This is a genomic window from Pseudomonas sp. F007, from assembly GCF_057814275.1.
The window spans coordinates 253,864-278,295 of sequence record NZ_JBVATA010000011.1; the positions used below are offsets into that span (position 1 = coordinate 253,864).

Annotated in this window: 22 protein-coding genes; 7 read left to right on the forward strand and 15 right to left on the reverse strand. The window is 62.0% G+C overall.

Annotated features, from left to right (window positions below):
- Nucleotides 1–13: 13 nt before the first annotated feature.
- From pgi to dksA, 11 genes are all read right to left on the reverse strand, one after another.
- Entirely contained in the window at nt 14–1,678 is a 1,665-nt protein-coding gene (gene pgi / locus ACZYR5_RS26865; protein ID WP_489092383.1) for a glucose-6-phosphate isomerase, read from the reverse strand.
- Nucleotides 1,679–1,894: 216 nt separating this feature from the next.
- Entirely contained in the window at nt 1,895–2,275 is a 381-nt protein-coding gene (gene panD, locus ACZYR5_RS26870) for an aspartate 1-decarboxylase (protein ID WP_489092384.1), read from the reverse strand.
- Between the two features lie 136 nt (nt 2,276–2,411).
- The gene (gene panC, locus ACZYR5_RS26875) at nt 2,412–3,272 is read right to left on the reverse strand and encodes a pantoate--beta-alanine ligase (RefSeq protein WP_489092385.1); all 861 of its coding nucleotides are present in this window, start codon (nt 3,270–3,272) and stop codon (nt 2,412–2,414) included.
- Nucleotides 3,269–4,069, reverse strand: coding sequence for a 3-methyl-2-oxobutanoate hydroxymethyltransferase (panB, locus tag ACZYR5_RS26880; protein WP_489092386.1), 801 nt, complete (start codon nt 4,067–4,069; stop codon nt 3,269–3,271). The genes panC and panB overlap by 4 nt, the downstream gene beginning before the upstream one ends.
- A 272-nt stretch (nt 4,070–4,341) precedes the next feature.
- Nucleotides 4,342–4,827, reverse strand: coding sequence for a 2-amino-4-hydroxy-6-hydroxymethyldihydropteridine diphosphokinase (gene folK / locus ACZYR5_RS26885; protein ID WP_489092387.1), 486 nt, complete (start codon nt 4,825–4,827; stop codon nt 4,342–4,344).
- Between the two features lie 4 nt (nt 4,828–4,831).
- A complete protein-coding gene (locus tag ACZYR5_RS26890) occupies nt 4,832–6,235 on the reverse strand; it encodes a polynucleotide adenylyltransferase PcnB (RefSeq protein WP_489092388.1) in 1,404 nt (467 codons plus the stop codon).
- 727 nt (nt 6,236–6,962) lie between these two features.
- Entirely contained in the window at nt 6,963–8,399 is a 1,437-nt protein-coding gene (locus ACZYR5_RS26895) for a sigma-54-dependent transcriptional regulator (RefSeq protein WP_489092389.1), read from the reverse strand.
- Nucleotides 8,400–8,421: 22 nt separating this feature from the next.
- Nucleotides 8,422–11,376 carry a sensor histidine kinase gene (locus tag ACZYR5_RS26900; RefSeq protein ID WP_489092390.1) on the reverse strand — a complete coding sequence of 985 codons (2,955 nt, stop codon included), beginning with the start codon at nt 11,374–11,376 and terminating at the stop codon, nt 8,422–8,424.
- Complete coding sequence (locus ACZYR5_RS26905; protein ID WP_003176118.1) at nt 11,360–11,536, reverse strand: hypothetical protein; 177 nt, start codon at nt 11,534–11,536, stop codon at nt 11,360–11,362. Before ACZYR5_RS26905 ends, ACZYR5_RS26900 begins: the two co-directional genes overlap by 17 nt.
- Nucleotides 11,537–11,613: 77 nt before the next feature.
- Entirely contained in the window at nt 11,614–12,510 is an 897-nt protein-coding gene (gene gluQRS, locus ACZYR5_RS26910; protein ID WP_489092391.1) for a tRNA glutamyl-Q(34) synthetase GluQRS, read from the reverse strand.
- Nucleotides 12,511–12,597: 87 nt separating this feature from the next.
- The gene (gene dksA / locus ACZYR5_RS26915; protein ID WP_489092392.1) at nt 12,598–13,041 is read right to left on the reverse strand and encodes an RNA polymerase-binding protein DksA; all 444 of its coding nucleotides are present in this window, start codon (nt 13,039–13,041) and stop codon (nt 12,598–12,600) included.
- A gap of 332 nt (nt 13,042–13,373) precedes the next feature.
- Here dksA and ACZYR5_RS26920 point away from each other — a divergent pair, with 332 nt between their 5' ends.
- Nucleotides 13,374–14,546: a pyridoxal phosphate-dependent aminotransferase gene (locus ACZYR5_RS26920; RefSeq protein ID WP_027617894.1), complete on the forward strand. Its 1,173-nt coding sequence runs from the start codon at nt 13,374–13,376 to the stop codon at nt 14,544–14,546.
- Entirely contained in the window at nt 14,546–15,259 is a 714-nt protein-coding gene (gene sfsA / locus ACZYR5_RS26925) for a DNA/RNA nuclease SfsA (protein WP_489092393.1), read from the forward strand. Before ACZYR5_RS26920 ends, sfsA begins: the two co-directional genes overlap by 1 nt.
- On the opposite strand, the gene ACZYR5_RS26930 is transcribed toward sfsA, so the two are convergent.
- On the reverse strand, nt 15,256–15,573 hold the full coding sequence (locus ACZYR5_RS26930; protein ID WP_489092394.1) for a Rieske (2Fe-2S) protein: 318 nt from the start codon (nt 15,571–15,573) through the stop codon (nt 15,256–15,258). The two genes, sfsA and ACZYR5_RS26930, sit on opposite strands and share 4 nt — an antisense overlap.
- Before the next feature lie 166 nt (nt 15,574–15,739).
- Between ACZYR5_RS26930 and ACZYR5_RS26935 the strand changes: the two genes are divergently transcribed.
- The 4 genes from ACZYR5_RS26935 to ACZYR5_RS26950 are packed head-to-tail and all read left to right on the forward strand — an operon-like array spanning nt 15,740 to nt 19,286.
- Nucleotides 15,740–16,627, forward strand: coding sequence for a heme/hemin ABC transporter substrate-binding protein (locus ACZYR5_RS26935; RefSeq protein ID WP_489092395.1), 888 nt, complete (start codon nt 15,740–15,742; stop codon nt 16,625–16,627).
- 50 nt (nt 16,628–16,677) lie between these two features.
- A complete protein-coding gene (locus tag ACZYR5_RS26940) occupies nt 16,678–17,661 on the forward strand; it encodes a FecCD family ABC transporter permease (RefSeq protein WP_489092409.1) in 984 nt (327 codons plus the stop codon).
- On the forward strand, nt 17,661–18,428 hold the full coding sequence (locus ACZYR5_RS26945) for a heme ABC transporter ATP-binding protein (RefSeq protein WP_489092396.1): 768 nt from the start codon (nt 17,661–17,663) through the stop codon (nt 18,426–18,428). Before ACZYR5_RS26940 ends, ACZYR5_RS26945 begins: the two co-directional genes overlap by 1 nt.
- Nucleotides 18,429–18,437: 9 nt before the next feature.
- Entirely contained in the window at nt 18,438–19,286 is an 849-nt protein-coding gene (locus ACZYR5_RS26950; protein ID WP_489092397.1) for a ChaN family lipoprotein, read from the forward strand.
- Nucleotides 19,287–19,540: 254 nt separating this feature from the next.
- On the opposite strand, the gene ACZYR5_RS26955 is transcribed toward ACZYR5_RS26950, so the two are convergent.
- From ACZYR5_RS26955 to ACZYR5_RS26965, 3 genes are all read right to left on the reverse strand, one after another.
- The gene (locus tag ACZYR5_RS26955; protein ID WP_007971093.1) at nt 19,541–19,813 is read right to left on the reverse strand and encodes a TfoX/Sxy family protein; all 273 of its coding nucleotides are present in this window, start codon (nt 19,811–19,813) and stop codon (nt 19,541–19,543) included.
- Nucleotides 19,814–20,000: 187 nt separating this feature from the next.
- The gene (locus ACZYR5_RS26960; RefSeq protein ID WP_489092398.1) at nt 20,001–20,345 is read right to left on the reverse strand and encodes a pentapeptide repeat-containing protein; all 345 of its coding nucleotides are present in this window, start codon (nt 20,343–20,345) and stop codon (nt 20,001–20,003) included.
- 88 nt (nt 20,346–20,433) lie between these two features.
- Complete coding sequence (locus ACZYR5_RS26965; protein ID WP_489092399.1) at nt 20,434–21,990, reverse strand: bifunctional aminoglycoside phosphotransferase/ATP-binding protein; 1,557 nt, start codon at nt 21,988–21,990, stop codon at nt 20,434–20,436.
- Between the two features lie 117 nt (nt 21,991–22,107).
- On the opposite strand from ACZYR5_RS26965, the gene mrcB reads away from it, so the two are divergent.
- On the forward strand, nt 22,108–24,432 hold the full coding sequence (mrcB, locus tag ACZYR5_RS26970; RefSeq protein ID WP_489092400.1) for a penicillin-binding protein 1B: 2,325 nt from the start codon (nt 22,108–22,110) through the stop codon (nt 24,430–24,432).

A 24,432-nucleotide genomic window follows, 5' to 3' on the forward strand; every position in this document is an offset into this window, starting at 1 on the left:
GACTACCGTCAAATCAACCGCGGTGACGTCCGCGGAAGTAGTTGATCAAGCCCTGGGTGGACGCATCATCGGCCGGTGCTTCTTCGCTGCCGACCAGGCGATTGTAGACGCCTTTGCCCAGTTCCTTGCCCAGCTCCACGCCCCATTGGTCGAAGGCGTTGATGCCCCAGACCACGCTTTGCACGAAGACCTTGTGTTCGTACAACGCCACCAGTGCGCCGAGGCGACGCGGGCTGATGCGCTCGACCACCAGGGTGTTGCTTGGGCGGTTGCCTGGAATCACCTTGTGCGTGGCCAGCTTCTGCACCTGGTCTTCGGGCATGCCCTTGTCACGCAGCTCTGCCTCAGCTTCGCCGAGGGTTTTACCGAGCATCAGTGCCTGGCTCTGGGATAGGCAGTTGGCGTACAGCCACTGGTGGTGGTCGGAAACCGGATTGAAGCTGACGATCGGCACGATGAAATCGGCCGGGATCAACTGGGTACCCTGGTGCAGCAACTGGTGGTACGCATGCTGGCCGTTGCAACCGACGCCACCCCAGATCACTGGGCCGGTGTCGGTGGAGACCGGCGTGCCGTCCTGGCGCACGCTCTTGCCGTTGGACTCCATGTCCAGCTGCTGCAAGTGCTTGGTGATGTTGCGCAGGTAGTGGTCGTACGGCAGGATCGCGTGGCTCTGCGCACCCCAGAAGTTGCCGTACCACACGCCGAGCAAGGCCAGCAGCACTGGCATGTTCTGTTCGAACGGAGCGCTCTGGAAGTGCTGGTCCATGGTGTAGGCACCGGACAGCAGTTCCTTGAAGTTTGACATGCCGATGGCCAGGGCGATCGGCAGGCCGATGGCCGACCACAGCGAGTAACGGCCGCCGACCCAGTCCCACATCGGGAAGATGTTCTCTTCTCGGATACCGAACGCGACCGCCGCCGCATTGTTACTCGATACGGCGATGAAGTGGCGATACAGCTCGGCTTCCGAGCCACCCTGGGCCAGGTACCAGGCGCGAGCGGCCTGGGCGTTCTTCAGGGTTTCCAGGGTGTTGAAGGATTTCGACGAGACGATGAACAGCGTGGTCTCGGCGCGCAGCTTCATGGTCAGTTCGTGGAACTCACTGCCGTCGATGTTCGCCAGGTAATGGCAGCGCACGCCTTTCTGGGCGTAGGACAGCAGCGCTTCGGAGACCAGCTCCGGACCGAGGAACGAGCCACCGATACCGATGTTCACCACGTCGGTGATCGGTTTTTCGGTGTAGCCGCGCCACAGGCCGTCGTGGATGCGGCCGACCAGGTCAGTGATCTGGTTCAGCACCTTGTGCACGTCCGGCATCACGTTGACGCCATTGACCAGCAGCTTGTCGCCGACCGGGCGGCGCAGGGCGGTGTGCAGGGCCGGGCGGCCTTCGGAGGCGTTGACGATTTCGCCGCTGAACAGCGCCTTGATTGCGTCCTGCAGGCCGACTTCGTTCGCCAGGCCCACCAGCAGGTTGCGGGTTTCAGTGCTGATCAGGTTTTTCGAGTAGTCCAGGAACAGCCCACAGCTGCTCAGGGTGAATTGGTTGAAACGCTGCGGGTCGGCATTGAACGCTTCGCGCATGCTGAAATCCTGCATGGCTTGGCGGTGATCATTCAGCGCCTGCCAGGCTGGCAGAGCGGTAACGTCTTGAGGAGTGCGGTAGTACGCCATCGCTGCGGGTTTCCTTTTACTTGAACTGCCTTTAGGACACTGAAAAAACCGGAATGTGCTGTCGGGCGACAGGCGTTGTCCGGTGAAAGCTGCGAATAGACGATTAAATAGTGCAGGGCGACAACAGTAAACCTCGCCGGCGGATCTGTCTTGGCTTTGTCGGCGCTGCACAGAACCAGGCAGGCGAGGTTTCGGTCTGCGCAGTGCGGGAGAGGATCAGGCGACCTGCACCGGGATGGCATTGCTGGTGTGGCTCAGTTCGTTACCCTGTGCCATGTACAACATGCGCGGCTTGAAGTTGAGCAACTCGGCTTCGCTGTAGTGGGCGTAGGCACAGATGATCACTCGGTCACCGACCTTGGCCTTGTGGGCGGCGGCCCCGTTGACTGAAATCATCCGCGAACCTGCTTCGCCACGGATGGCGTAGGTGGTGAAACGCTCGCCATTGTCGACGTTATAGATCTGGATCTGTTCGTACTCACGGATCCCGGACAAGTCCAGCCACTCGCCGTCGATGGCGCAGGAGCCCTCGTAGTCGAGCACAGCGTGAGTCACTTCGGCGCGGTGCAGCTTGGCCTTGAGCATGATGGCGTGCATGGGTGTTTTCTCTGGTCGAAATCGAACGGCGGGCAGTGTGCCCGAAGGTCATGGAGGCGGCAATATGGCTGAATGGCGATCTTTGGCAGGCGACAAGCATCAGGGGGAGCAAGGCTCCCCCTGAGATGGGCGATGATCAGGCGGGGGTGTCGAGGTTCAGGTGCAGGTTGTCGATCAACCGTGTGGTGCCGAGGAACGCTGCCACCAGAATCACCAGGTCGCGATCCTGTGCCGTGGCTGGGCGCAAGGTCAGGGCGTGACGCACTTCCAGGTAATCCGGACGCAGGCCTGCGCTTTCCAGTTGTTGCAACTGGGCGCTGATCAATGCCGGGAAGTCGCGCTCGCCCTGGCGGATGGCTTCGGCGATGTTGCTCAAGGTGCGATACACCACCGGCGCCACTGCCCGCTGCTCTTCGTCGAGGAAACCATTGCGCGAGGACAAGGCCAGGCCATCGGCGGCACGCACAGTCGGCTCGCCGATGATCTGGATCGGCATGTTCAGGTCGTGCACCAGCGCTCGAATGACCGCCAGTTGCTGGAAGTCTTTCTGGCCGAACACCGCCAGGTCAGGCTGGACCATGTTGAACAGCTTGCTGACCACGGTCGCCACGCCTTCGAAGTGCCCGGGGCGACTGGCGCCGCACAGGCCTTCGGACAAGTGCGGGACGCTGACGCGGGTCTGGCCGGCCATGCCGTCGGGATACATTTCCTCGGCACTCGGTGCGAACAGCAAATGGCAGCCGGCTTGCAGGAGTTTTTCCTGATCGGCCGCCAGTGTCCGTGGGTACTTGTCCAGGTCTTCGCCAGCGCCAAACTGCAGCGGATTGACGAAGATGCTCGCCACCACGAAATCCACCCGCTGCGCCGCCTTGGTCACCAGTGCCATGTGGCCGCTGTGCAGGTTGCCCATGGTTGGCACGAAGCCGATGCGCTTGCCTTCGCTGCGTGCACGGGCTACCGCGGCACGCAGTTCGCGTACGGTCTTGACAGTATTCATGCGGAGAATCCGTGCTCGGCGCCGGGGAAGGTCGCGGCCTTGACTTCACTGACGTAGGCGCTCAAGGCGGCCTGGACGCTTGCCTGGCCGGCCATGAAGTTCTTCACGAATTTCGGCGCGCGACCGGTCAGCGACAGGCCGAGCATATCGTGCAGGACCAGTACCTGGCCGTCGGTGGCGTTGCCGGCACCGATACCAATCACCGGAATCTTCACCGCCTGGGTGATTTCATGGGCCAGTTCGCTCGGCACGCATTCGAGCAGCAGCATCGCTGCGCCGGCCTGTTCCAGGGCGATAGCGTCAGCACGCATCTGGCGGGCCTGGTTTTCATTGCGGCCCTGGACTTTATAGCCTCCCAGGATATTCACCGCCTGTGGTGTCAGGCCCATGTGGGCGCAGACCGGTACGCCGCGTTCGGCCAGCAGGCGAATCGACTCGGCCAGCCACAACGCACCTTCGACCTTGACCATGTGCGCGCCGGCCTGCATCAGGGTCGCGCTGTTGATCAGGGTTTGTTCGACGGTGGCGTTGGCCATGAATGGCAGGTCGGCGAGGATCAGCGCGTCGCTGTTGCCGCGTTTGACGCAGGCGACGTGATACGCCATCTCGGCGGTGGTGACCGGCAGGGTACTGTCATGACCTTGCAGGACCATGCCCAGGGAATCGCCCACCAGTAACACTTCAACACCGGCCTCATTGCAGGCGTGGGCAAAAGTGGCGTCGTAGCAGGTCAGCATGGTGATTTTTTCACCTTTCTGCTTGAGGGTCTGCAGGGTGGTGAGGGTAATAGCTGGCATGAAATGGTTCCTCGTTCAGGCGCTTGGAAAACTACTGCGAGTAACGCGCGTGATTCTTCATTTACTCAGGCGCACGTTCTTTTGTCGTGCTTGAAAAGCCTGGATTGCGCCCTTTGGTGCCGTGTTGGCGGCAGCGGGACGCCTATAGTCGTGAGGAGAACTCGGGAAGTCAATTGGATGTGTTACCGCAAGGTGACAGCGCAGGTGTTACCGGCGTTACTGATGCGATTCAGCAGGGCTTGGGGTAGGCCGGCCTTGTCGGCCGGGCCCTTTCAAACCGGCGGCAAGCGCTCCAACCCGACGAACGGGCAGGCGCTCAGGAGGTCGCGTAACAGTCGCCCGTCTGCCAGTTGCAGGTCCGCCGGGGCCAGTTCGGCCAGGGGGTAGAGCACGAAAGCCCGCTCCTGCATCTGGTAATGCGGAACCTTGAGGCGTGGTACGTCGATGAGTTGGTCACCGAACAACAGGATGTCCAGGTCGAGGGTGCGTGGGCCCCAGCGTTCAAGGCGTTCGCGGCCCTGGTCGTTTTCGATGGACTGCAGTGCATCGAGCAGTTGCAGTGGCGCCAACTCGCTGTCCAGTGCGGCAACCGCGTTGGTATAGCGCGGCTGGCCCGGCAGCAGGGAATCACTTTGATAGAAGGCCGAGACGCCGGCCAGGGTGGTGCGGGGCAACTGCGCCAACGCCTGGACGGCGCTGCGCAGTTGTTCGGCGGGGGCCGCGAGGTTGCTGCCCATGCCGATGTAGATACGTTCCATGACCTTACTCGCCCGACGCACTCGGTGCGCCAGCGGCGCGTTTACGTTTGGCACCACCGCTGCGACGACGTTTGCGCGGTGCGCCACTGGCACCGTCTTCCTTGCCGCTGAGGTCGCGAATCATGTCGCGGCGCTCGCTGTCGTTGGCGTCCTGGTAGTCGGTCCACCAATCACCCAGGCCATCGGTCTGCTCGCCGGCGCTTTCACGCAGCAGGAGGAAATCGTAGCCGGCCCGGAAACGCGGATTGTCCAGCAGCAGGTCGGCACGCTTGCCGCTGCGCCGTGGCAGGCGCTCCTGCATGTCCCATATCTCGCGGATTGGCATGGTGAAACGCTTGGGAATGGCGATCCGCTGGCACTGTTCGGCGATCAGTTCGTGAGCGGCTTCCTGCATGGCCGGGATCGGAGGCATGCCACGATCCTGCAAACGCAACACCCGGGCTGGCAGCGCCGGCCACAACAGGGCAGCGAACAGGAAGGCCGGAGTCACCGGCTTGTTCTGTTTGATCCGCAGGTCGGTGTTGATCAGGGCTTCGCTGATCAGGGTGTGGGTGTAGGTCGGGTTGTGCTCCAGTGCTTCGGCGCTGGCCGGGAACAGTGGATCGAACAATTGCAGGTCGACCAGCATTTCGAAGGTGTCGGCGGCATGCCCGGAAAGGAACAGCTTCAACACTTCTTCGAACAGACGTGCGGCAGGAATTTCCCGCAGCATCGGCGCCAGGTTGCGGATCGGCGAGGCGGTGTGCTTCTCGATGCCGAAGTTCAGCTTGGCGGCAAAACGCACGGCGCGCAGCATCCGCACCGGGTCTTCCTGGTAACGCTGGGTCGGGTCGCCGATCAGGCGGATCAGGTGGTTGCGGATGTCGTGCACGCCGTTGGCGTAATCGAGAATGCGCTCGCTGACCGGATCGTAATACAAGGCATTGATGGTGAAGTCGCGGCGTTGCGCGTCTTCTTCCAGGGTGCCATAGACGTTATCGCGCAGGATGCGCCCGCTTTCGTTGCGCGAGGACTGGTTGCTGTCTTCCTCGTCCTCGTTTTGCGGGTGATTGGCGCGGAAGGTCGCGACTTCAATGATTTCGCGACCAAAGTGGATGTGCACCAGTTTGAAGCGACGACCAATGATTCGCGCGTTGCGAAACTCGGCGCGAACCTGCTCCGGCGTGGCGCTGGTGGCGACGTCGAAATCCTTGGGCGTGATATTGAGCAGCATGTCGCGCACGCAGCCACCGACCAGGTAGGCCTGATAACCGGCGTTCTGCAAGCGTTCGACGATGTTTACCGCGTAACGGCTGAACTGGGCGCGCTGCAGCGAATGTTGGCCGCTGTTGAGCACTTCAGGCGTGCTGCGGATGTGTTGCGTACGACGCGCGGGAGAACGGAATGACTGGAACAGCTTCTTCAGCATGGGATGCACTGTTTGAAGGAATGTTCGGCCATAACGAAGAATGACCGCATGATGGGCGGGGATTCTAGCATTTAGTCGAGGGATGGTGTAGGAACAAGCGTCGAGCCTTGAGCTACAGGCTTCACATGCGGGGTAGGGACTGGGTTTCTGGGTAAATCGCAGAAACTACAAGGGGAGCCGAAGCTCCCCCAGAAGTAGTTGCGTGCTCTATTTTTATTATGGTTTTGGGCTTCTTGTTTTTGTGTAACGCCCATGTCATGAGGTTTTTCCTGCATGACCCTCCCAATCGGGAGCCAAGAGCAAACGGATTGCTTTGATCGCTGTGCTGCAATGATCTGTCGATCCAACCAGTTCAGGCGCTGCCTTAGGGCAGTTTTTGTTGTTCTCGGCCTGGTTGCGGGGCAAGCCCCAAATGCAACGCTTCTCCAAAAGAATCAGTTAGCTACGCCTCTCGCCGTCTTGTTTTTATTGTGCGTGAGTCGATTCGTCTTATTTTTATTGTCTTGTACGTTGCTTGTTATTGTTCTTGTACCAAACATATAGCAGAAGCCGTGCCAACTTTTGTGAAGGCCAATGAAACAAGGGGTCAGGCCGGTTAGGCAGGTTTTTTCAGGGCAAAAAAAGCCGGGGCTTCGTTACCGTAAGCCCCGGCTTTTGTTACGGAAAAAACTGCGGTAACAGTTTTTTCACATTTACAACTGTTACCCGCTCAAGCGTCAGGTAACGTTCAGCTCTCGCTGGCGACACCGGTCTTGCGCCGCGGAATACCCAGGCGCTGACGGCGTTCCCACAGGCACTTGCGACTGACCCCCAGCTTGCGGGCCAGTTCGGTCTCGGTCATGTGATCCTGGTGCTCGAGGACGAAATGCTGGAAGTAGTCTTCCAGGGACAGGTCTTCGGTCGGCTCGTGGCTGGCGTTGCTGGTGCTGCCCTGCTGCGGGGCCAGGCCGATGAATTCGTCTTCTTCCAGGTCGCTGAGCTCGATATCGATGCCCAGCAGGTCGGCGGAGATTTCCGGGCTCTCGCACAGGATCACCGCACGCTCGACGGCGTTTTCCAGTTCGCGCACGTTACCCGGCCAGCTGTAGTGACGAATTGCCTGCTCGGCATCGGCGGCGAACTTCAGGTCGGTGCGATTGATGCGCGCGCTCTGGCGAGCGAGGAAGGCGTTGGCGATCTCGTTGACGTCCGCGCCACGCTCGCGCAGGGCCGGCAGCTTGAGGGCGATCACGTGCAGACGGTAATACAAGTCCTCACGGAACTGGCCGATTTTTGCCAGGCTCTTCAGATCGCGGTGAGTCGCGGCGATCAGGCGCACATCGACCTTCTGCGATTGCACCGAGCCCACACGACGGATTTCGCCTTCCTGCAGCACACGCAGCAGGCGGGCCTGGGCTTCGAGCGGCAGCTCACCGATTTCATCGAGGAACAGGGTGCCGCCGTCCGCCGCTTCCACCAGTCCGGCGCGGCCGGCGCTGGCGCCGGTAAATGCGCCTTTTTCGTGGCCGAACAACTCGGACTCGATCAGGCTTTCCGGGATCGCTGCGCAGTTCACCGAAATCATTGGCGCCTTGGCCCGACGCGACAGGTTGTGCAGGGCGCGGGCCACCAGTTCTTTACCGGTACCGGATTCGCCCTGGACCAGCACATTGGAGTCGGTAGGTGCGACTTTGCGGATCTTGCCGTACAGGTCCTGCATAGGTGGGCAGGAACCGATGATGCCGATTTCGCCGTTACTGTTGTCGACGCCCGGCTTTTCACTGCCGTTGCTCGTCTTGCCGGCGGGACGTTCACTGGCCACGCTTTGCGCCGTTTGTCGGTCGCGCAGGATCCGCGCAACGGCCTGGAGCATTTCATCGTGGTCGAAGGGCTTGGCGATGTAGTCCACCGCGCCCATTTTCATCGAGTCGACCGCAGAGCGCAGGCTGGCGTAGCTGGTCATGATCAGCACCGGTGTGCCCTGGCCCAGCTTGATCAGCTCGGTGCCCGGTGCGCCGGGCAGGCGCAGGTCGCTGACAATCAGGTCGAAGGTGGGAATGCTGAAGCGTTCTTGTGCTTCCTGCACTGAGCCGGCTTCGCTGACCTGGTACTGGTTGCGTTCCAGCAGGCGGCGCAAGGCGGAGCGGATAATGGTTTCGTCTTCGACGATCAAAATGTGCGGCATTGATTCAATTCTCTCGACGGTCTCAGTTCACAGCGGACGTCGCTTCGACATGACGCGGTAAGGTCACCCGGATACGGGTGCCGCGTTGGCTTTGAATGTCAGCCGGGCTGTCGATGGTGATTTGTCCATAATGCTCTTCAACGATGGAATAGACCAGTGCAAGGCCCAGACCGGTGCCTTCGCCAGGATCCTTGGTGGTGAAGAAGGGTTCGAACAATCGGTCCTTGATGCTCGACGGGATACCGCTGCCTTCGTCTTCGACGATCAGATCGATCGTGTGTTCGCTGGCTTCGCTTTTTACCCGCACCGCACTGCCGGCGGGCGATGCGTCGCGGGCGTTGGACAGCAGGTTGATCAGCACCTGGGCCAGGCGCTGTGGGTCACCATCGACCCAATGCTCGGGATCGCACAGGTTGTAGAACTGCACTTCGAAATTGCGCCGGTTCAGGGCCAGCAGGCCAATCGCGTCCTGGGCCACTTCGGCCAGGCACACCGGTTCGTCGTTGTGCTGGTGACTGCCTGCGTGGGCGAAACTCATCAACGATTGCACGATGCGCGAGACGCGTTTGGTCTGTTCGAGAATTTGCCCGCTGATCTCTGTCAGCTCACCGTCCTCTTCGCGCTCCTCGCGCAGGTTTTGCGCCAGGCAGGCGATGCCGGTGATCGGGTTGCCAATCTCGTGGGCCACCCCGGCGGCCAGGCGCCCGATACTGGCCAGGCGTTCGGAGTGCACCAGTTTGTCTTCGAGCATCTGGGTTTCGGTCAGGTCTTCGACCAGCAGCACCAGGCCGCTGTTCCCCGGGGCGAGGGGCTCGTCGATGGCCGCCTTGTGCAGGTTCAGCCAGCGGGTCTGGCCTTCCAGGGTCAGGTGCTGTTTGTGCAAGTGTTCATCCGGCAGATTGATGAAGCCCTGCAGCAACTCCTTCCACGGTTCGCCGAGGGTGCTCAGGCGCGAGCCGACCACGCGCTGCGCGGCGATCCCGGTCAGCTCCTCCATGGCTTTGTTCCACATCAGGATCTCCTGATCCTTGGCCAGGGAGCAGACGCCCATCGGCAGCTCTTGCAAGGTCTGGCGGTGATAGCGGCGCAGGGCATCGAGTTCGGCGGCCAGGCCGGTCAGGCGCGAGTGATAGTCCTCGAGGCGGCTTTCAATGAAGTGAATGTCTTCGGTGACATAGTTTTCGCCGCCGGCCTTGTACGGCAGGAAGGTTTCGACCATGTCCTGGGCAACGCTGGGCCCCATCAGGCCGGAGAGGTTGGCTTCGATCCGGTCACGCAGGCGGCGCAAGGCGTAGGGGCGGCGTTCGTCGAACGGCAGGTAGAGGTCGCGCAGGGCCTGTTCGACTTCCTTTTGCGCGGTCTTGGCGCCCAGTGGTTTGGCAAGCTGTGTGGCGAATTCCTGGGGCGAGGCCGCATGCAGTTCGCGGCGTTGCGGACGGCGCACGTTATCCACCGCGCAGGCTTCGGCCGCACTGGCTTCCTCGCTGCTGGCGTTGGTGAACAGCGAGATCAGGGTGAACATCAGCACGTTGGCCGCCAGCGAGGCGATGGCCGCCATGTGCCAGCTGGTGTCGTCGAGCACGTAGATCATGTTCAGCAGCGGTATATAGAAGCCTTGCAGATTACCCACCAACGGCAACAGCATGGTCACCAGCCAGACCAGGATCCCCGCCAGCAAGCCGGCAATGAAGCCGCGGCGGTTGGCGGTCGGCCAATACAGCACCGACAGCACGCCCGGCAGGAACTGCAGGGTCGCGACGAAGGCGACGATGCCGAGGTTGGCCAGGTCCTGTTCGGCGCCGAGCATCAGATAGAAACCGTAGCCGGCCATGATGATCGCGACGATCAGCGCCCGGCGGGTCCATTTCAGCCAGCGGTAGATATTGCCTTCGGCGGGCGGCTGGTACAGCGGCAGGACCAGGTGGTTCAAGGCCATCCCGGACAGCGCCAGGGTGGTGACGATGATCAGGCCGCTGGCGGCGGACAAGCCGCCGATGTACGCCAGCAAGGCCAGTGCCTTGCTGTTTGCGGCGATGCCGATGCCGAGGGTGAAGTATTCCGGGTTGGTGCTGGCGCCCAGTTTCAGGCCGGCCCAGAGAATCAGCGGTACCGCCAGGCTCATCAATAGCAGGAACAGCGGCAGGCCCCAGCTGGCGCTGACCAGCGAGCGCGGGTTGAGGTTTTCGGTGAAGGTCATGTGATACATGTGCGGCATCACGATGGCCGAGGCAAAGAACACCAGCAACAAGGTGCGCCATGGACCTTCCTGCAGCGGCGTGTGCAGGGCGGCGAGGGCGGTCTGGTTCTGCAGCAGCCAGAGTTCCAGCTGTTGCGGGCCGTCGAATACGCCATATAAGGCATACAGGCCGACGCCGCCGATGGCGATCAGCTTGATCACCGATTCAAAGGCGATGGCGAACACCAGGCCTTCGTGTTTCTCCCGGGTCGCAATGTGCCGCGAACCGAAGAAGATCGTGAACAGGGTGATCAGCGCGCAGAAGCTCAGGGCCACCCGATGCTGGACCGGTTCGCGGGTCAGGATGCCGATCGAATCGGCCACCGCCTGGATCTGCAGGGCCAACAGCGGCAAGACGCCGATCAGCATGAAGATGGTGGTCAGTGCGCCGGCCCAGGTGCTGCGAAAGCGAAAGGCAAACAGGTCGGCCAGGGATGACAGCTGGTAGGTGCGGGTGATCTTCAAAATCGGATACAGCAGCACCGGCGCCAGCAGGAAGGCGCCGGATACCCCGAGGTAGCTCGACAGAAAGCCGTAGCCATATTGGTAGGCCAGGCCGACCGTGCCGTAGAACGCCCAGGCGCTGGCGTAGACGCCCAGGGACAGGGTGTAGGTCAGCGGGTGGCGAATGATCGCCCGCGGAATCATTCCGCGTTCACTGATCCAGGCAACACCGAACAGCACCGCCAGGTACGCGGCGCTGATCAGGATCATCTGGGTCAGGCTAAAGCTCATCGGCATCTTTTTGGCTCTGCAGGATGAAGGTCACGACGATCAGGATCAGCCACAGCAGATACGGGCGATACCAGGCGCCCGTGGCGTCGATCCACCAGTCCATGATGGCGGGGGAGAACAGGTAGATCCCCACGACCAGCAGCAGGACCAAGCGATAGATGTACATCCCGGCCTCTCTTTATTGTGTGCGTGCCCGAAAACGTGCGGCGATGGTAACGGATGGGCGCCAACCTGCAAGCTTAGTCAGCGTAATTGCGCTTCGGGGAGTGTCAGGGTGCGAGGAATCAGGTCGGCGTCCCAATGGGCAATGCCCCACTTGAGCAGTTCGGCGGGGGGGGCATCCGCCAGTTCCACGTCGGGGTTCTGCCCCAGGGCGCGCAAGGCGCGGAGTAACAAAGGCGTGGCCTGATCTTCGGTGAGCGGCGGCGAACGGTAGGACTTGCCGAGCTTGTTGCCATCCGGTTGAGTGATCAGCGGCAGGTGCAGGTAACGCGGTTGCGGCAGGCCGAGCAACTCCTGCAGGTACAGCTGGCGCGGCGTCGAGTCGAGCAGGTCGGCTCCGCGGACGATGTCGGTGATGCCTTGCCAGGCGTCGTCGAGTACCACCGCCAGTTGATAGGCATAGAGCCCGTCGCGGCGGCGAATCACGAAGTCGCCGACCTCACGTCCCAAGTGTTGGCGGTATTCGCCCTGCACGCGGTCGATGAAATGGTATTCCAGCTCCGGGACGCGCAAGCGGATCGCTGCGTCTTCGCTGGCGTGCCCGGCGTTGCGGCACAAGCCCGGGTAGATCCCGTGGTAGGGCTCCAGTTGTTTGCGCGAGCAGGTGCAGGCGTAAGCCAGGCCGTGGTTGAACAGTTGACCGAGGACTTGCGCGTAGGCTTCGTGGCGATCGCTCTGGCGAATCATTTCGCCGTCCCACTCGAAGCCGTAGCTTTCCAGGGCCTTGAGGATTGCCGCCTGGGCGCCAGGTTCTTCGCGCGGCGGATCGAGGTCCTCCATGCGCAGCAGCCAGCCCCCGCCGACCGAACGAGCATCCAGGTAGGAGGCCAGCGCCGCCACCAGCGAGCCGAAATGCAGATGGCCGCTGGGCGTTGGGGCGAAGCGTCCGATGTAGGCGGGGGAGGTTTTGGCGGTCATGGCGGCGAAGCTACTTTTCGGGGTGTGCAGGACGGCAGAAACAAAAACGGAGCGTTCGCACGCTCCGTTCTTCATTCAAGTCGAGAATTACTTGCCGACCTGTTTTTCCTTTATTTCAGCCAAGGTCTTGCAGTCGATGCACAGATCGGCAGTCGGGCGGGCTTCGAGGCGCTTGATGCCAATCTCGATGCCGCAGGACTCGCACCAGCCGTACTCTTCGTCCTGGATCAGCTCCAGCGTCTTGTCGATCTTCTTGATCAACTTGCGCTCGCGATCGCGGGCGCGCAGCTCGAGGGCGAATTCTTCTTCCTGGCTGGCACGGTCGGCCGGGTCAGGGAAGTTGGCTGCCTCATCTTTCATGTGGTCAACGGTACGGTCGACTTCCTGCATCAAGTCCTGTTTCCACTTGTTCAGGATCTTGGTGAAGTGCGCGCGCATCGGTGCGCCCATGTACTCTTCACCAGCCTTCGGCACGTAAGGTTCGAAGCCGCTGATTGCCTGATTCTGCTGTTGCTTTGCTTGGGTGGGCATGAAATGGACCGCCTCTACTCTTGTAATCCATTGCGCAGGATTGCTCCATCACCGACACCTGCCGGCCCTGCGACTGCAAGCGGGCGAACTTACCAGATCAAATCCGGCCGCGCTACTCCCTCATGTCGAGGCTGCGGCCCCCAAGCCTTGCAAAGGGTTGCAAAGCCTGGTCTGGCGGTTCTGGAGACCTGATCAAATAATGATTTTAGTCAATCCTGCGCCTTGCGTTTGGGCTCCATGACGCTGAACCTTGGTGTTGTGACCGCAATAGGTTCTCGCTCGTTCCTGTGCTTGGGTAGAATCGTTTCTTTTACCCCGTTGAAGGAAGGCTAATGGCTCAGCCCTACAGTGCGCGCAGCCGCGCTATCGAACCTTTCCATGTCATGGCCCTGCTGGCACGCGCCAATGAATTGCAGGCGGCCGGCCACGACGTGATTCACCTGGAAATCGGCGAGCCGGACTTCACCACCGCCGAGCCGATCATCAAGGCCGGCCAGGCCGCCCTCGCGGCGGGGAAAACCCGTTACACCGCGGCGCGTGGCATTCCCGAATTGCGTGAAGCGATTTCCGGGTTCTACCAGCAGCGCTACGGCCTGAACATCGATCCGCAGCGCATTCTCATCACCCCCGGCGGCTCAGGCGCGCTGTTGCTGGCCAGCGCCTTGCTGGTGGATCCGGGCAAGCACTGGCTGCTGGCCGACCCGGGCTATCCGTGCAATCGGCATTTCCTGCGGCTGGTAGAAGGCGCGGCGCAACTGGTGCCGGTCGGCCCCGACGTGCGTTACCAGTTGACCCCTGACCTGGTGGAGCGCTACTGGGACCACGACAGCGTCGGCGCACTGGTGGCGTCGCCAGCCAACCCGACCGGGACTATCCTCACTCGCGACGAACTGGCGGGCCTGTCCACGGCGATCAAGGGCCGTAACGGCCATCTGGTGGTGGACGAGATCTATCACGGCCTGACCTATGGCACCGATGCGGCCAGCGTGCTGGAAGTCGACGACAGTGCTTTTGTCCTGAATAGTTTTTCCAAGTATTTCGGCATGACCGGCTGGCGCCTCGGTTGGCTGGTGGCGCCGCAAGGTGCGGTCAGCGAACTGGAGAAGCTGGCGCAGAACCTTTACATCAGCGCGCCGAGCATGGCCCAGCAGGCGGCATTGGCCTGCTTCGAGCCGGCGACACTGAGCATCCTCGAAGAACGCCGCGCCGAATTCGGCCGACGTCGCGACTTTCTGCTGCCGGCCCTGCGCGAGCTGGGCTTTGGCATCGCCGTGGAGCCGGAAGGTGCGTTTTACCTGTATGCGGACATCAGTGCCTTTGGTGGCGATGCCTTTGCCTTCTGCCGGCATTTCCTCGAAACCGAACACATTGCCTTCACCCCGGGGCTGGACTTCGGCCGGCACCAGGCCGGGCATCACGTGCGTTTCGCCTATACCCAAAGCCTGCCGCGTCTGCGCGAAGCGGTGGAGCGGATTGCCCGCGGTCTGCGGAGCTGGCAAGGCTGATGCGCTTCGATCCCCCTCTGGAAGAAGGTCGGCTGATCCGACGTTACAAGCGTTTTCTTGCCGATATCGAAACCGTTGGCGGCGAGATGCTCACCATTCATTGCCCCAACACCGGGTCGATGTTCAATTGCATGGTTGAAGGCGGGCAAGTCTGGTTCAGCCGCTCCAACGACCCCAAGCGCAAGTTGCCCGGGACCTGGGAAATCAGCGAAACCCCGCAAGGGCGCCTGGCCTGCGTCAACACGGCGCGGGCCAATACCCTGATCGAGGAGGCCCTGCGTGCCGGGGTGATCAACGAGCTCAACGGCTTTACCGGGCTCAAGCGCGAAGTGCCCTACGGCCTGGAAAACAGTCGCATCGATTTTCGCCTCGACTATCCACAGGGCCCGGCGTTCGTTGAAGTCAAAAGCGTCACCCTGGGCTTCGATGGCGTAGCGGTGGCAGCATTTCCGGATGCGGTGACCCAGCGCGGGGCCAAGCATTTGCGTGAATTGGCTTGCCTGGCCCGCAACGGGGTGCGCGCGGTGCAACTGTATTGCGTCAACCTGACCGGCATCGAAGCAGTGCGACCGGCTGTGGAAATCGATCCGGGTTATGCCGCGGCCCTGCGCGAGGCCAAGACGGCGGGGGTTGAAGTGCTGGCATACGGCGTCTGCCTGAATGCCGAGGAGGTGCGCGTTGATCGGCGCCTGCAGGTGCTGCTTGACCTCTAGGGTTGCACCCAGATGCCGGCGGCGTCTTCACGGCACGCCAGGGCGGTGAGTGATTGGCCGGCGCAAGGCCCCGCCACGCACTCACCGCTCTCGATCAGGAACAGGGCGCCGTGGCTGGCGCACTGGATCAGGCTGGCGCTGGCATCGAGGAATTGGTCCGGCTGCCATTCCAGGCTGATGCCGCGATGTGGGCAGCGGTTTTCGTAGGCATAGACCTGTCCTTCACGACGCACGGCGAAGAAGTTCTTCTCGCCAATCTGAAAACCACGACTGCTGGCATCGGCCAGTTCCGCGCTGCTGCAAAGGAACTTCATGTCTATCCTCAAGTGCCGAAGACGTGGGTCAATGGCGAGTACGCTGGTTAGCAAATGTGTCTGTGCTTGACGTTCAAATGCTAACAATTATCAAATGCAGGATTCGCCCGGGCTTACAGATTACGCCGGTCATTGTGTGGGAAATCTCCTGAAAGGAAACCCTGTTATGCGCCTGAGTACCAGCGCTATTGCGCTCTGTGTCGGACTTCTGGTCAATCATGTGGCCGCCGCTGCCGAATTGCCGCAACGCTGGGTCAGTGCCGGAGGCGCGTTGTCTGAATGGGTGGCGGCCCTGGGGGGCGAGTCGAAGTTGGTGGGGGTCGACACCACGAGCCAGCATCCAGAGTCACTCAAGGCCTTGCCGAGCATTGGTTACCAGCGCCAACTGTCGGCCGAGGGCGTATTGAGTTTGCGCCCGCAGATTTTGATCGGCACCGAAGAAATGGGCCCGCCGCCGGTGGTGTCGCAGATTCGTACCGCTGGGGTCCAGGTCAAGTTGTTCTCGGCGCAAGCGGACCTGCCGACCCTGGAAAAAAACCTACATCAGTTGGGCCGTTTGCTGGGTAATGAAGCGCAGGCCACCCGCCTGTTCCAGGGTTACCAACAGCAGCTCGAGCAGCAGAAGGCCTGGGTCAGTCAGGCCCAGACTCGGCAAAAGGCCCCGGGGGTGTTGCTCTTGCTGGGTCATGCCGGTGGCAAGCCGTTGATTGCCGGCAAGGACACCGCTGCCGATTGGCTGCTGCAGCAGGCGGGCGGCCATAACCTGGCGACCCACAGCGGCTACAAGCCGTTCTCGGTCGAATCCCTGGCGGGATTGGCGCCGGACGTGCTGGTGTTTTCCGACCGGGCGCTGACCGGTGACACCGCGCGCGCAGCCTTGTTCAAACAGAATCCGATCCTCGCCTCGACGCCGGCGGCCAAGGCCGGGCGGGTGCTGGAACTGGACCCGACATTGTTGGTGGGTGGCCTGGGGCCGCGCCTGCCGCAAAGCCTGGTCAAGCTGTCTGCCGGCTTCTACCCGGCGGAGTCCGCCAAGGCCGCCGCCACTCAATGACCACTCTGGTGAAGCCGCGTTCGCTGTTTGTCGGCCTGACCCTGCTGTGGTTGCTGGCGATCTGGTTATCGCTGGCCCTCGGCCCGGTTAGCTTGCCGTTGTTGGACACGATGCGCGCGGCCATGCGTCTGCTCGGCGTGCCGCTTCCCGCGCAAGGGCTGGAGCAGGCGGAGTTGATTCTTGGCCAGATCCGCCTGCCGCGCACCTTGCTCGGACTGGCGGTCGGCGGCGTCCTGGCGCTGTCCGGCGTGGCCATGCAGGGGCTGTTTCGCAACCCGTTGGCGGATCCCGGCCTGGTGGGTGTCTCCAGTGGAGCGGCGCTGGGCGCGGCCATCGCGATTGTCGGTGGCTCCTTGTTGGGTGGCCTGCCTGACGCGCTGGGTCCCTATCTACTGTCGATTTGCGCTTTCCTCGGCGGCCTGGCGGTGACCGCATTGGTTTATCGCTTGGGGCGGCGCAACGGCCAGACCAACGTGGCGACCATGTTGCTGGCGGGTATCGCCCTGACTGCACTGGCCGGCTCTGCGGTGGGCCTGTTCACCTACCTGGCCGACGATGCCACCTTGCGCACCTTGACCTTCTGGAACCTCGGCAGCCTGAACGGTGCCAGCTATGAGCGTCTTTGGCCCTTGCTGCTGGTGACGGTGGCGGTGGCGCTGTGGTTGCCGCGTCGAGCGAAGGCTCTGAATGCGCTGCTGCTCGGCGAGTCCGAGGCCAGTCACCTGGGGATCGATGTCGAGCGGCTCAAGCGCGAACTGGTGTTCTGTACCGCATTGGGAGTCGGCGCTGCCGTTGCCGCGGCGGGCATGATCGGCTTCGTCGGGCTGGTGGTGCCGCATCTGGTGCGCCTGCTGGCCGGCCCCGATCACCGGGTGTTGTTACCGGCGTCGATTCTCGCCGGCGGCAGCCTGCTGTTGTTCGCCGATCTGCTGGCGCGCCTGGCGCTGGCCCCGGCCGAGTTGCCGATCGGCATCGTCACCGCCTTCATCGGCGCACCGTTCTTTCTGTTTTTGTTGCTCAGAGGTCGCGCCTGATGTTGCGGTTGGAGAATGTGCAGGTCAGTCGTGGGCGCAAGATTGTCCTGGCAGACCTCAATCTTGAAGTGCGGCCCGGTGAGGTGCTTGGCGTGCTCGGGCCCAATGGCGCGGGCAAAAGTACCCTGCTCGGCGCCCTGTGCGGCGAGTTGCGTGCCGATCACGGGCGCGTCTGGCTGGACCAGCGCCAGCTCGGTGAGTGGGACGGCGCGCAGCGGGCCCAGCGCCTCGCCGTGTTGCCGCAGACCTCGACCCTGGACTTCGCTTTCAGCGTCGAAGAAGTGGTGGGCATGGGCCGTTTGCCCCATCAGACCGGGCGCAAACGTGATGACGAAATCATCGTCGCCGCTCTGCAGGCTGCCGACGTCGGGCATTTGAGCGGCCGTCGCTACACCGCACTGTCTGGCGGTGAGCGCCAGCGGGTGCACCTGGCGCGGGTGCTGGCGCAACTCTGGCCGGGCGAGGCCGGGCAGACGCTGTTGCTGGACGAACCGACCTCGATGCTCGACCCGCTACATCAGCATACGACCCTGCAAGCAGTGCGTGCCTTTGCCGATCACGGCGCAGCGGTGCTGGTGATCCTGCATGACCTGAATCTGGCGGCGCGCTACTGTGATCGCATCCTACTCCTCGACAACGGGCGCCCACATGCCCTGGATACACCGCAGCAGGTCTTGCGCCCCGAGTCACTCAAGGCGGTCTTCGGGCTGGAGGTGCTGGTGCAGGCGCACCCGGAACGTGGGCATCCGCTGATCATTGCCCGCTGAGGTGAATTCATGCGTGGATTAGTCATTGTTCTGGTGCTGCTGCTGTCGGCTTGCCAAAACGTGGTAGCACCTGTCGCGCAGGTGCCAGGTGGCGAGATTGTCGATCTTCGCAGTGGGCAGGTGTTGAGCCCGCAGGCGCTGGTCGAACGCCTGGCGGGCGAGCCTCGACTGATTGTCGGCGAACAGCACGACAATCCAGAGCATCATCAGGTGCAGCTGTGGTTGTTGCAGGCGCTGGCGGAGCAGCGGGTACAAGGCAGTCTGTTGCTGGAAATGCTCACCGAAAATCAGCAAGCCGCGGTCGACAAGGTCCACGGTACCCCCGTGCACCAATGGCCGCAGGATCTGCCGCAGGCGCTGGCCTGGCAGTCGGGTTGGGACTGGAGCTTGTATGGGCCGATCGTTCGCTACGCCCTGGCGCAACCGTATCCCTTGCTGGCAGCGAATCTGACCAAGACCCAGGTTCGGCAAATCTATCGTCAGCCACCGGTGATGGAAGGGCCGCGATCAACTGCGCCCGCCGTCAGCGAGGTGTTGCTGACGCAGATTCGTCAGTCGCATTGTGGAATGTTGCCCGAGAGCCAGATGGCGCCGATGCTCGCCATACAGCAACAGCGTGATCGGCATATGGCCGAGCGCTTGCTGGCAGCCCCCGCGCCGGCGATGTTGTTGGCCGGGGCCTATCACGCCCGCCTGGATATCGGCGTGCCGCTGCATGTGCAGGATCTGGGCTCGCCGCCGCCACGGGTGCTGATCCTGGCGCAGAAGGGCGATGCGCTCGATCCGGGTTCAGCGGACTTCGCCTGGTATACCGCTGCTCGACCAACACCGGACTACTGCGCGCAGATGCGCCAGTAACGACGGCGCCGGGTCAGATTCCAGGCAAAAAAAGACCCGGCAAGAGCCGGGTCAAATAACCGTGATTAGCCTAATGAGGAGATAATCTGAGAGTCCGAACCAAGGGTCTTTCAGAAGATCGACTGATCTCGCGATCAGTTGTGATAATCATAACGATTCTCATTTCTAAGTCAACGAGTGTTTGTTGAATTCTGTTCGATTTCGCCAAACGCTCGTTTGAAACTCTTGCCGGTGCCGCGTACGGGTGGTCTCTATCAATTCTTGTGGCGTGATGAAATAGCTTCCAGTTGCTTGTTCAACGCTTCCTTGCGTTCTGCGGGGATGTCATTCCAGTGCACGTCCATCAGCGCTCCCTCGATGGCGTACAGCAGCACCTTGGAAGCGCGGAACCCGCGGGTGCGTACCGCCCTGTATGCATCCACCGCCCCCAGACGGCGCAAATCCGAAGCACTGTGAATGCCGACGGCGTGCAGCCATTGCGCAGATGTCTTGCCGAGGTTCTTCAGGTGTTGCAGTTCGTCATTCATCAAGCCTCCTTGCGACGGGCGAAGAGTGCGTTGGGCGGACCTCTGAGGAGTGTAGCCATCAGCAGGAAAAGCGTGGTTCTTTGGTGGGTTTGAACGCAAACGCTTCTAAGGCGATGTGCCAGATGTTGGCGTTAAAGGGACGCAATGTGTCCGGCGGCAAGGATTGCGCCGGACACAGCAGGGAGGGTTAGCGGGTGCGGTAGCGCAGGCGAGTACCGAAATTCATCGACATGAGAATCTCGTCTGCCGAGAGCTCGGGCGGAAAATACGCGCCTGAGATTTGCGCGTGGGCCAGGCTGGCGCCTTCAAGGGAGGCGCCGCGAAAATCGATGCCGCGCAGGTCGGCAGCGCGGAAGTAAGCGTCGCGAAAGTCGATGCCTTCGGCATTCAGGGTGCGTAGGTCGAGGCCGCGGAAGTCACCGCCGACCATGTCGATGGGGCCTTGCGGCGGACGTTCGCGGTTGAATCCATCGATGTCGTCTTTGTGCAGCAGGGCGTAGAGCGGGGTGTCGAGCTGTTTGGGCTGGCTCATGGGCGTCATCCGTTGATTTTATGACGCCAGTATAGTGCCACTGTGTGGTGGGCGTGAGGCCAGTTGCGACCTCACGCCGCCATCATGCTTACAGGCCGGGCAGGCGCTGGCGAATCTGCGCAACGACGGTGTCCAGGGTTCCGCTTTCGTTGGTCTGCACGCGCTTGCTGCAGAGAATCTCTGCTGGCGTCAGGGCTTCGCGGGTGGCTTGTTGATTGGCGATCACGGCCAGGGTGGCGTCGGACGGATCATTCTGATCAGCCTGGCGCTGGGCCAACCAACTTTCGATCACCGCCTGTGGCGCGTTGCAGTCGAGGATCAGGAACGGCGCGCCCTTGGCCTCGGCGATGTGCGCGGCGCTGTCGCGTTGTTCGCGCTTGAGGTAGGTCGCATCGATGACCACCGGGAACCCGGCGTGCAGGATCACTCCAGCGATTTCGTGCAGGCGAGAGTAAGTAGCGGCACTGGCCTCGGCGCTGTAGATGCCGGCGTGCGGTTCGTTGGCGACTTGCTGCGCGCCGAACAGACGCTTGCGCTCGACATCGGAGCGCAGGCGAATGGCGCCCAGGGCCTCGACCAGGCGCATGGCGACGTGGCTTTTGCCAACGGCAGAGACGCCGTGGGTAATCGCCATGAAGCGCGAGGGGATGGTGCTGTAGCTTTCCGCCAGGTTGGCGTAATTGCGGTACTGGCGCAGGGTGGTGGCGCGCTGTACCGGATTGGCCTCGGCGGGCATGCTGAACAGGCTGACCTTGGCACGGACCAGGGCGCGATAGGCTTTATAGAAGTTCAGCAACTCCAGGCCCTGGTAGTCGCCGGTCAGCTCCAGGTACTGGCTCATGAAGCGCCGAGCAAGGCTCTTCAGGCCGCGGTCTTCCAGGTCCATGGCAAGGAAGCCGGTGTCGGCGTAGACGTCGGTGAAGCGAAATGGCTCGTTGAACTCGATGCAGTCGAAAATCACCACCTTGCCATCGATCAGGGTGGCGTTGCCCAGGTGAATATCACCGTGGCATTCGCGGATGAAGCCTTGCGCCTTGCGCTGGGCCAGCAACGGCTTCAGGCGCTCGAAGCTGCTTTCGGCCCAGGCTTGCAGGGCGTCGAGTTGAAGCAGATCGGCCTTGTCGTTGAGGAACGGGCGGATCTGCTCGAAGTTTTGCCGTACCGGCGCCATGACGCTGTCCGGAGTTCCCGCTTCATGCTCGGCCGGCACCCGTGGCGCATCGAGGTGGAAACGGGCGATTTGCTCGGCCATTGCATCGATGTGGGCGGTGGTCAGTTCGCCATTGGCTTGCAGGGTGCTGAGCAACTGGCTTTGGGGGAACTGGCGCATCTTCAGGGCGTAGTCGAGCACCGGGCCGCTGCCGCCGAGTTGTGGTGCTTCGACACTGCCGGTGATTGGCAGTACTTCCAGGTACAGGTCCTGGGTCAGGCGCTGGTTGAGGCGCAGCTCTTCGCCACAGAAATGCTCGCGCGCGTCGAGGGTAGTGAAGTCGAGGAAGCCGAAATTCATCGGCTTCTTCACTTTATAAGCGTAGGGGCCAGTGAGCAGCACCCAGGAGATGTGCGTTTCGATGACCTGGAATCCCTCCACCGGGTGAGGGTATAGGGCCGGGTTTTGCAGCGCAGCGATCAGGGATTGGCTCACGGGCGATCCTTCAGAGTCTGGGAAAATTCAAGGGCGCCATTATGGCCGCATGCGGGGCCAACGCAAACCTCGCGGGGCTCATGTTGATCAGGAATAAAGTGCGTATAATCCGCCGCCATGACTCGTACCCGATCTCCCCGTACTGCAAAAAAACGTCCCTCCAATGGCCTGCGGCCTTGGCTAGGCTGGGCTCTGAAGCTCGGTCTGGTCGGCCTCGTGGTGCTGGCAGGCTTCGCCGTGTACCTCGATGCCGTGGTGCAGGAGAAGTTTTCCGGCAAGCGCTGGACCATCCCGGCCAAGGTTTACGCCCGCCCGCTGGAACTGTTCGTCGGACAGAAGCTGAGCAAGGACGACTTCCTCACCGAGCTCGATGCCCTGGGCTATCGCCGTGAAAGCGTGGCCAATGGTCCGGGCGCGGCGTCGGTCAACGGCAATACCGTCGACCTGAACACCCGTGGCTTCCAGTTCTATGAAGGCATGGAGCAGGCACAGCCGGTGCGCGTGCGCTTCTCCGGTGACTACGTGGCCGGTCTGACGGCGACCAACGGTTCGAAACTTTCGGTGGTGCGCCTCGAGCCGCTGCTGATCGGCGGGCTGTACCCGAAAAACCTCGAGGACCGGATCCTGATCAAGATCGATCAGGTGCCACCGTTCCTCCTGGAAACCCTGGTGGCCGTGGAAGACCGTGATTTCTACAGCCACTTCGGCGTTTCACCGAAATCGATTGCGCGGGCCGTGTGGGTCAACACCTCGGCCGGGCAAATGCGCCAGGGCGGCAGTACCCTGACCCAGCAACTGGTGAAGAACTTCTACTTGACCAACGAGCGCAGCCTCAGCCGCAAGCTGACGGAAGCGATGATGGCGTTGCTGCTCGAGTTGCATTACGACAAGCGCGAAATCCTCGAGGCTTACCTCAACGAGGTGTTTGTCGGCCAGGATGGCCAGCGGGCGGTGCACGGTTTCGGCCTCGCCAGCCAGTTCTTCTTCAGCCAGCCATTGTCCGAACTCAAGCTGCATCAGGTGGCGCTGCTGGTGGGCATGGTCAAGGGGCCGTCCTACTACAACCCACGACGCTACCCGGAACGCGCGCTTGAGCGGCGCAACCTGGTCCTCGATCTGTTGGAACAACAAGGTGTGGCCACGGCCGAGCAGGTCGCGGCGGCGAAAAAGATGCCGCTGGGCGTGACCAAGCGCGGCAGCCTGGCTGACAGCTCGTTCCCCGGCTTCCTCGATCTGGTCAAGCGTCAACTGCGCGAGGATTATCGCGACGAAGACTTGACCGAAGAGGGCCTGCGGATTTTCACCAGTTTCGACCCGATCCTGCAGATGAAGGCCGAGGCGTCGGTCAACGACACCTTCAAGCGCCTTGCCGGACGCAAGGGTTCCGACGAAGTCGAAGCGGCCATGGTCGTGACCAATCCGGAAACCGGCGAAGTCCAGGCGATGATCGGCAGCCGACAGGCCGGTTTTGCCGGGTTTAACCGGGCGCTCGACGCGGTGCGGCCGATTGGCTCGCTGATCAAGCCGGCGGTGTACCTGACCGCGCTGGAGAAACCGAGCCAGTACACCTTGACCAGTTGGCTGTCGGACGAAGCCTTCTCGGTGAAGGGTGCTGATGGGCAGGTGTGGAAGCCGCAGAACTATGATCGCCGCTCCCACGGCACGGTGTTCCTGTATCAGGGCCTGGCTCATTCCTACAACCTGTCGACCGCGCGCCTGGGTCTGGAAGTGGGTGTGCCGAATGTCTTGAAAACCCTCGGTCGACTGGGTGTTACCCGTGAGTTCCCGGCATTCCCGTCGATGTTGCTGGGGGCGGGCGGGTTGACCCCGATCGAAGTGGCGACCATGTACCAGACCCTGGCCAACGGTGGTTTCAATACGCCGATGCGCGGGATTCGCAGCGTGTTGACCGCCGAAGGCGAACCGCTCAAGCGCTATCCGTTCCAGATTCAGCAGCGTTTTGATCCGGCTTCCATCTATCTGATCCAGAGCGCCATGCAGCGGGTGATGCGTGAAGGCACCGGCAGTTCGGTCTATAACGTGCTGCCCAAGACCCTGACCCTGGCGGGCAAGACCGGTACCAGTAACGACTCGCGGGACAGTTGGTTCGCCGGCTTCAGTCAGGACCTGCTGGCGGTGGTGTGGCTGGGGCGTGACGACAATGGCAAGACGCCGTTCACCGGTGCCACCGGCGCACTGCAGGTCTGGACCAGTTTCATGCGCAAGGCCGACCCGTTGCCGCTGGATATGCCGCAGCCGGACAACATCGTCCAGGCCTGGGTCGACTCGCGGACCGGGCAGGGCTCGGATGCCAGTTGCCCGGGCGCGGTGCAGATGCCGTATATTCGCGGCAGCGAGCCGCCTCCCGGCGCTGCCTGCGGCGGGAGCGAACCCGCCACCGGCGAGTCGGTGATGGATTGGGTCAAGGGCTGGATGAATTAA

What these genes read in the sequence shown, in the direction of transcription:
- panD (WP_489092384.1), bottom strand. Translation starts at nt 2,275, where the DNA reads ATGCACGCCATCATGCTCAAGGCCAAGCTGCACCGCGCCGAAGTGACT.
- ACZYR5_RS26920 (WP_027617894.1), top strand. Translation starts at nt 13,374, where the DNA reads ATGGCTCAGCCCTACAGTGCGCGCAGCCGCGCTATCGAACCTTTCCAT.
- ACZYR5_RS26935 (WP_489092395.1), top strand. Translation starts at nt 15,740, where the DNA reads ATGCGCCTGAGTACCAGCGCTATTGCGCTCTGTGTCGGACTTCTGGTC.
- ACZYR5_RS26905 (WP_003176118.1), bottom strand. Translation starts at nt 11,536, where the DNA reads ATGTACATCTATCGCTTGGTCCTGCTGCTGGTCGTGGGGATCTACCTG.
- pgi (WP_489092383.1), bottom strand. Translation starts at nt 1,678, where the DNA reads ATGGCGTACTACCGCACTCCTCAAGACGTTACCGCTCTGCCAGCCTGG.
- panB (WP_489092386.1), bottom strand. Translation starts at nt 4,069, where the DNA reads ATGCCAGCTATTACCCTCACCACCCTGCAGACCCTCAAGCAGAAAGGT.
- ACZYR5_RS26930 (WP_489092394.1), bottom strand. Translation starts at nt 15,573, where the DNA reads ATGAAGTTCCTTTGCAGCAGCGCGGAACTGGCCGATGCCAGCAGTCGT.
- folK (WP_489092387.1), bottom strand. Translation starts at nt 4,827, where the DNA reads ATGGAACGTATCTACATCGGCATGGGCAGCAACCTCGCGGCCCCCGCC.
- mrcB (WP_489092400.1), top strand. Translation starts at nt 22,108, where the DNA reads ATGACTCGTACCCGATCTCCCCGTACTGCAAAAAAACGTCCCTCCAAT.
- dksA (WP_489092392.1), bottom strand. Translation starts at nt 13,041, where the DNA reads ATGCCCACCCAAGCAAAGCAACAGCAGAATCAGGCAATCAGCGGCTTC.
- ACZYR5_RS26895 (WP_489092389.1), bottom strand. Translation starts at nt 8,399, where the DNA reads ATGCCGCACATTTTGATCGTCGAAGACGAAACCATTATCCGCTCCGCC.
- ACZYR5_RS26890 (WP_489092388.1), bottom strand. Translation starts at nt 6,235, where the DNA reads ATGCTGAAGAAGCTGTTCCAGTCATTCCGTTCTCCCGCGCGTCGTACG.
- ACZYR5_RS26945 (WP_489092396.1), top strand. Translation starts at nt 17,661, where the DNA reads ATGTTGCGGTTGGAGAATGTGCAGGTCAGTCGTGGGCGCAAGATTGTC.
- sfsA (WP_489092393.1), top strand. Translation starts at nt 14,546, where the DNA reads ATGCGCTTCGATCCCCCTCTGGAAGAAGGTCGGCTGATCCGACGTTAC.
- ACZYR5_RS26960 (WP_489092398.1), bottom strand. Translation starts at nt 20,345, where the DNA reads ATGAGCCAGCCCAAACAGCTCGACACCCCGCTCTACGCCCTGCTGCAC.
- ACZYR5_RS26955 (WP_007971093.1), bottom strand. Translation starts at nt 19,813, where the DNA reads ATGAATGACGAACTGCAACACCTGAAGAACCTCGGCAAGACATCTGCG.
- ACZYR5_RS26900 (WP_489092390.1), bottom strand. Translation starts at nt 11,376, where the DNA reads ATGCCGATGAGCTTTAGCCTGACCCAGATGATCCTGATCAGCGCCGCG.
- panC (WP_489092385.1), bottom strand. Translation starts at nt 3,272, where the DNA reads ATGAATACTGTCAAGACCGTACGCGAACTGCGTGCCGCGGTAGCCCGT.
- gluQRS (WP_489092391.1), bottom strand. Translation starts at nt 12,510, where the DNA reads ATGACCGCCAAAACCTCCCCCGCCTACATCGGACGCTTCGCCCCAACG.
- ACZYR5_RS26950 (WP_489092397.1), top strand. Translation starts at nt 18,438, where the DNA reads ATGCGTGGATTAGTCATTGTTCTGGTGCTGCTGCTGTCGGCTTGCCAA.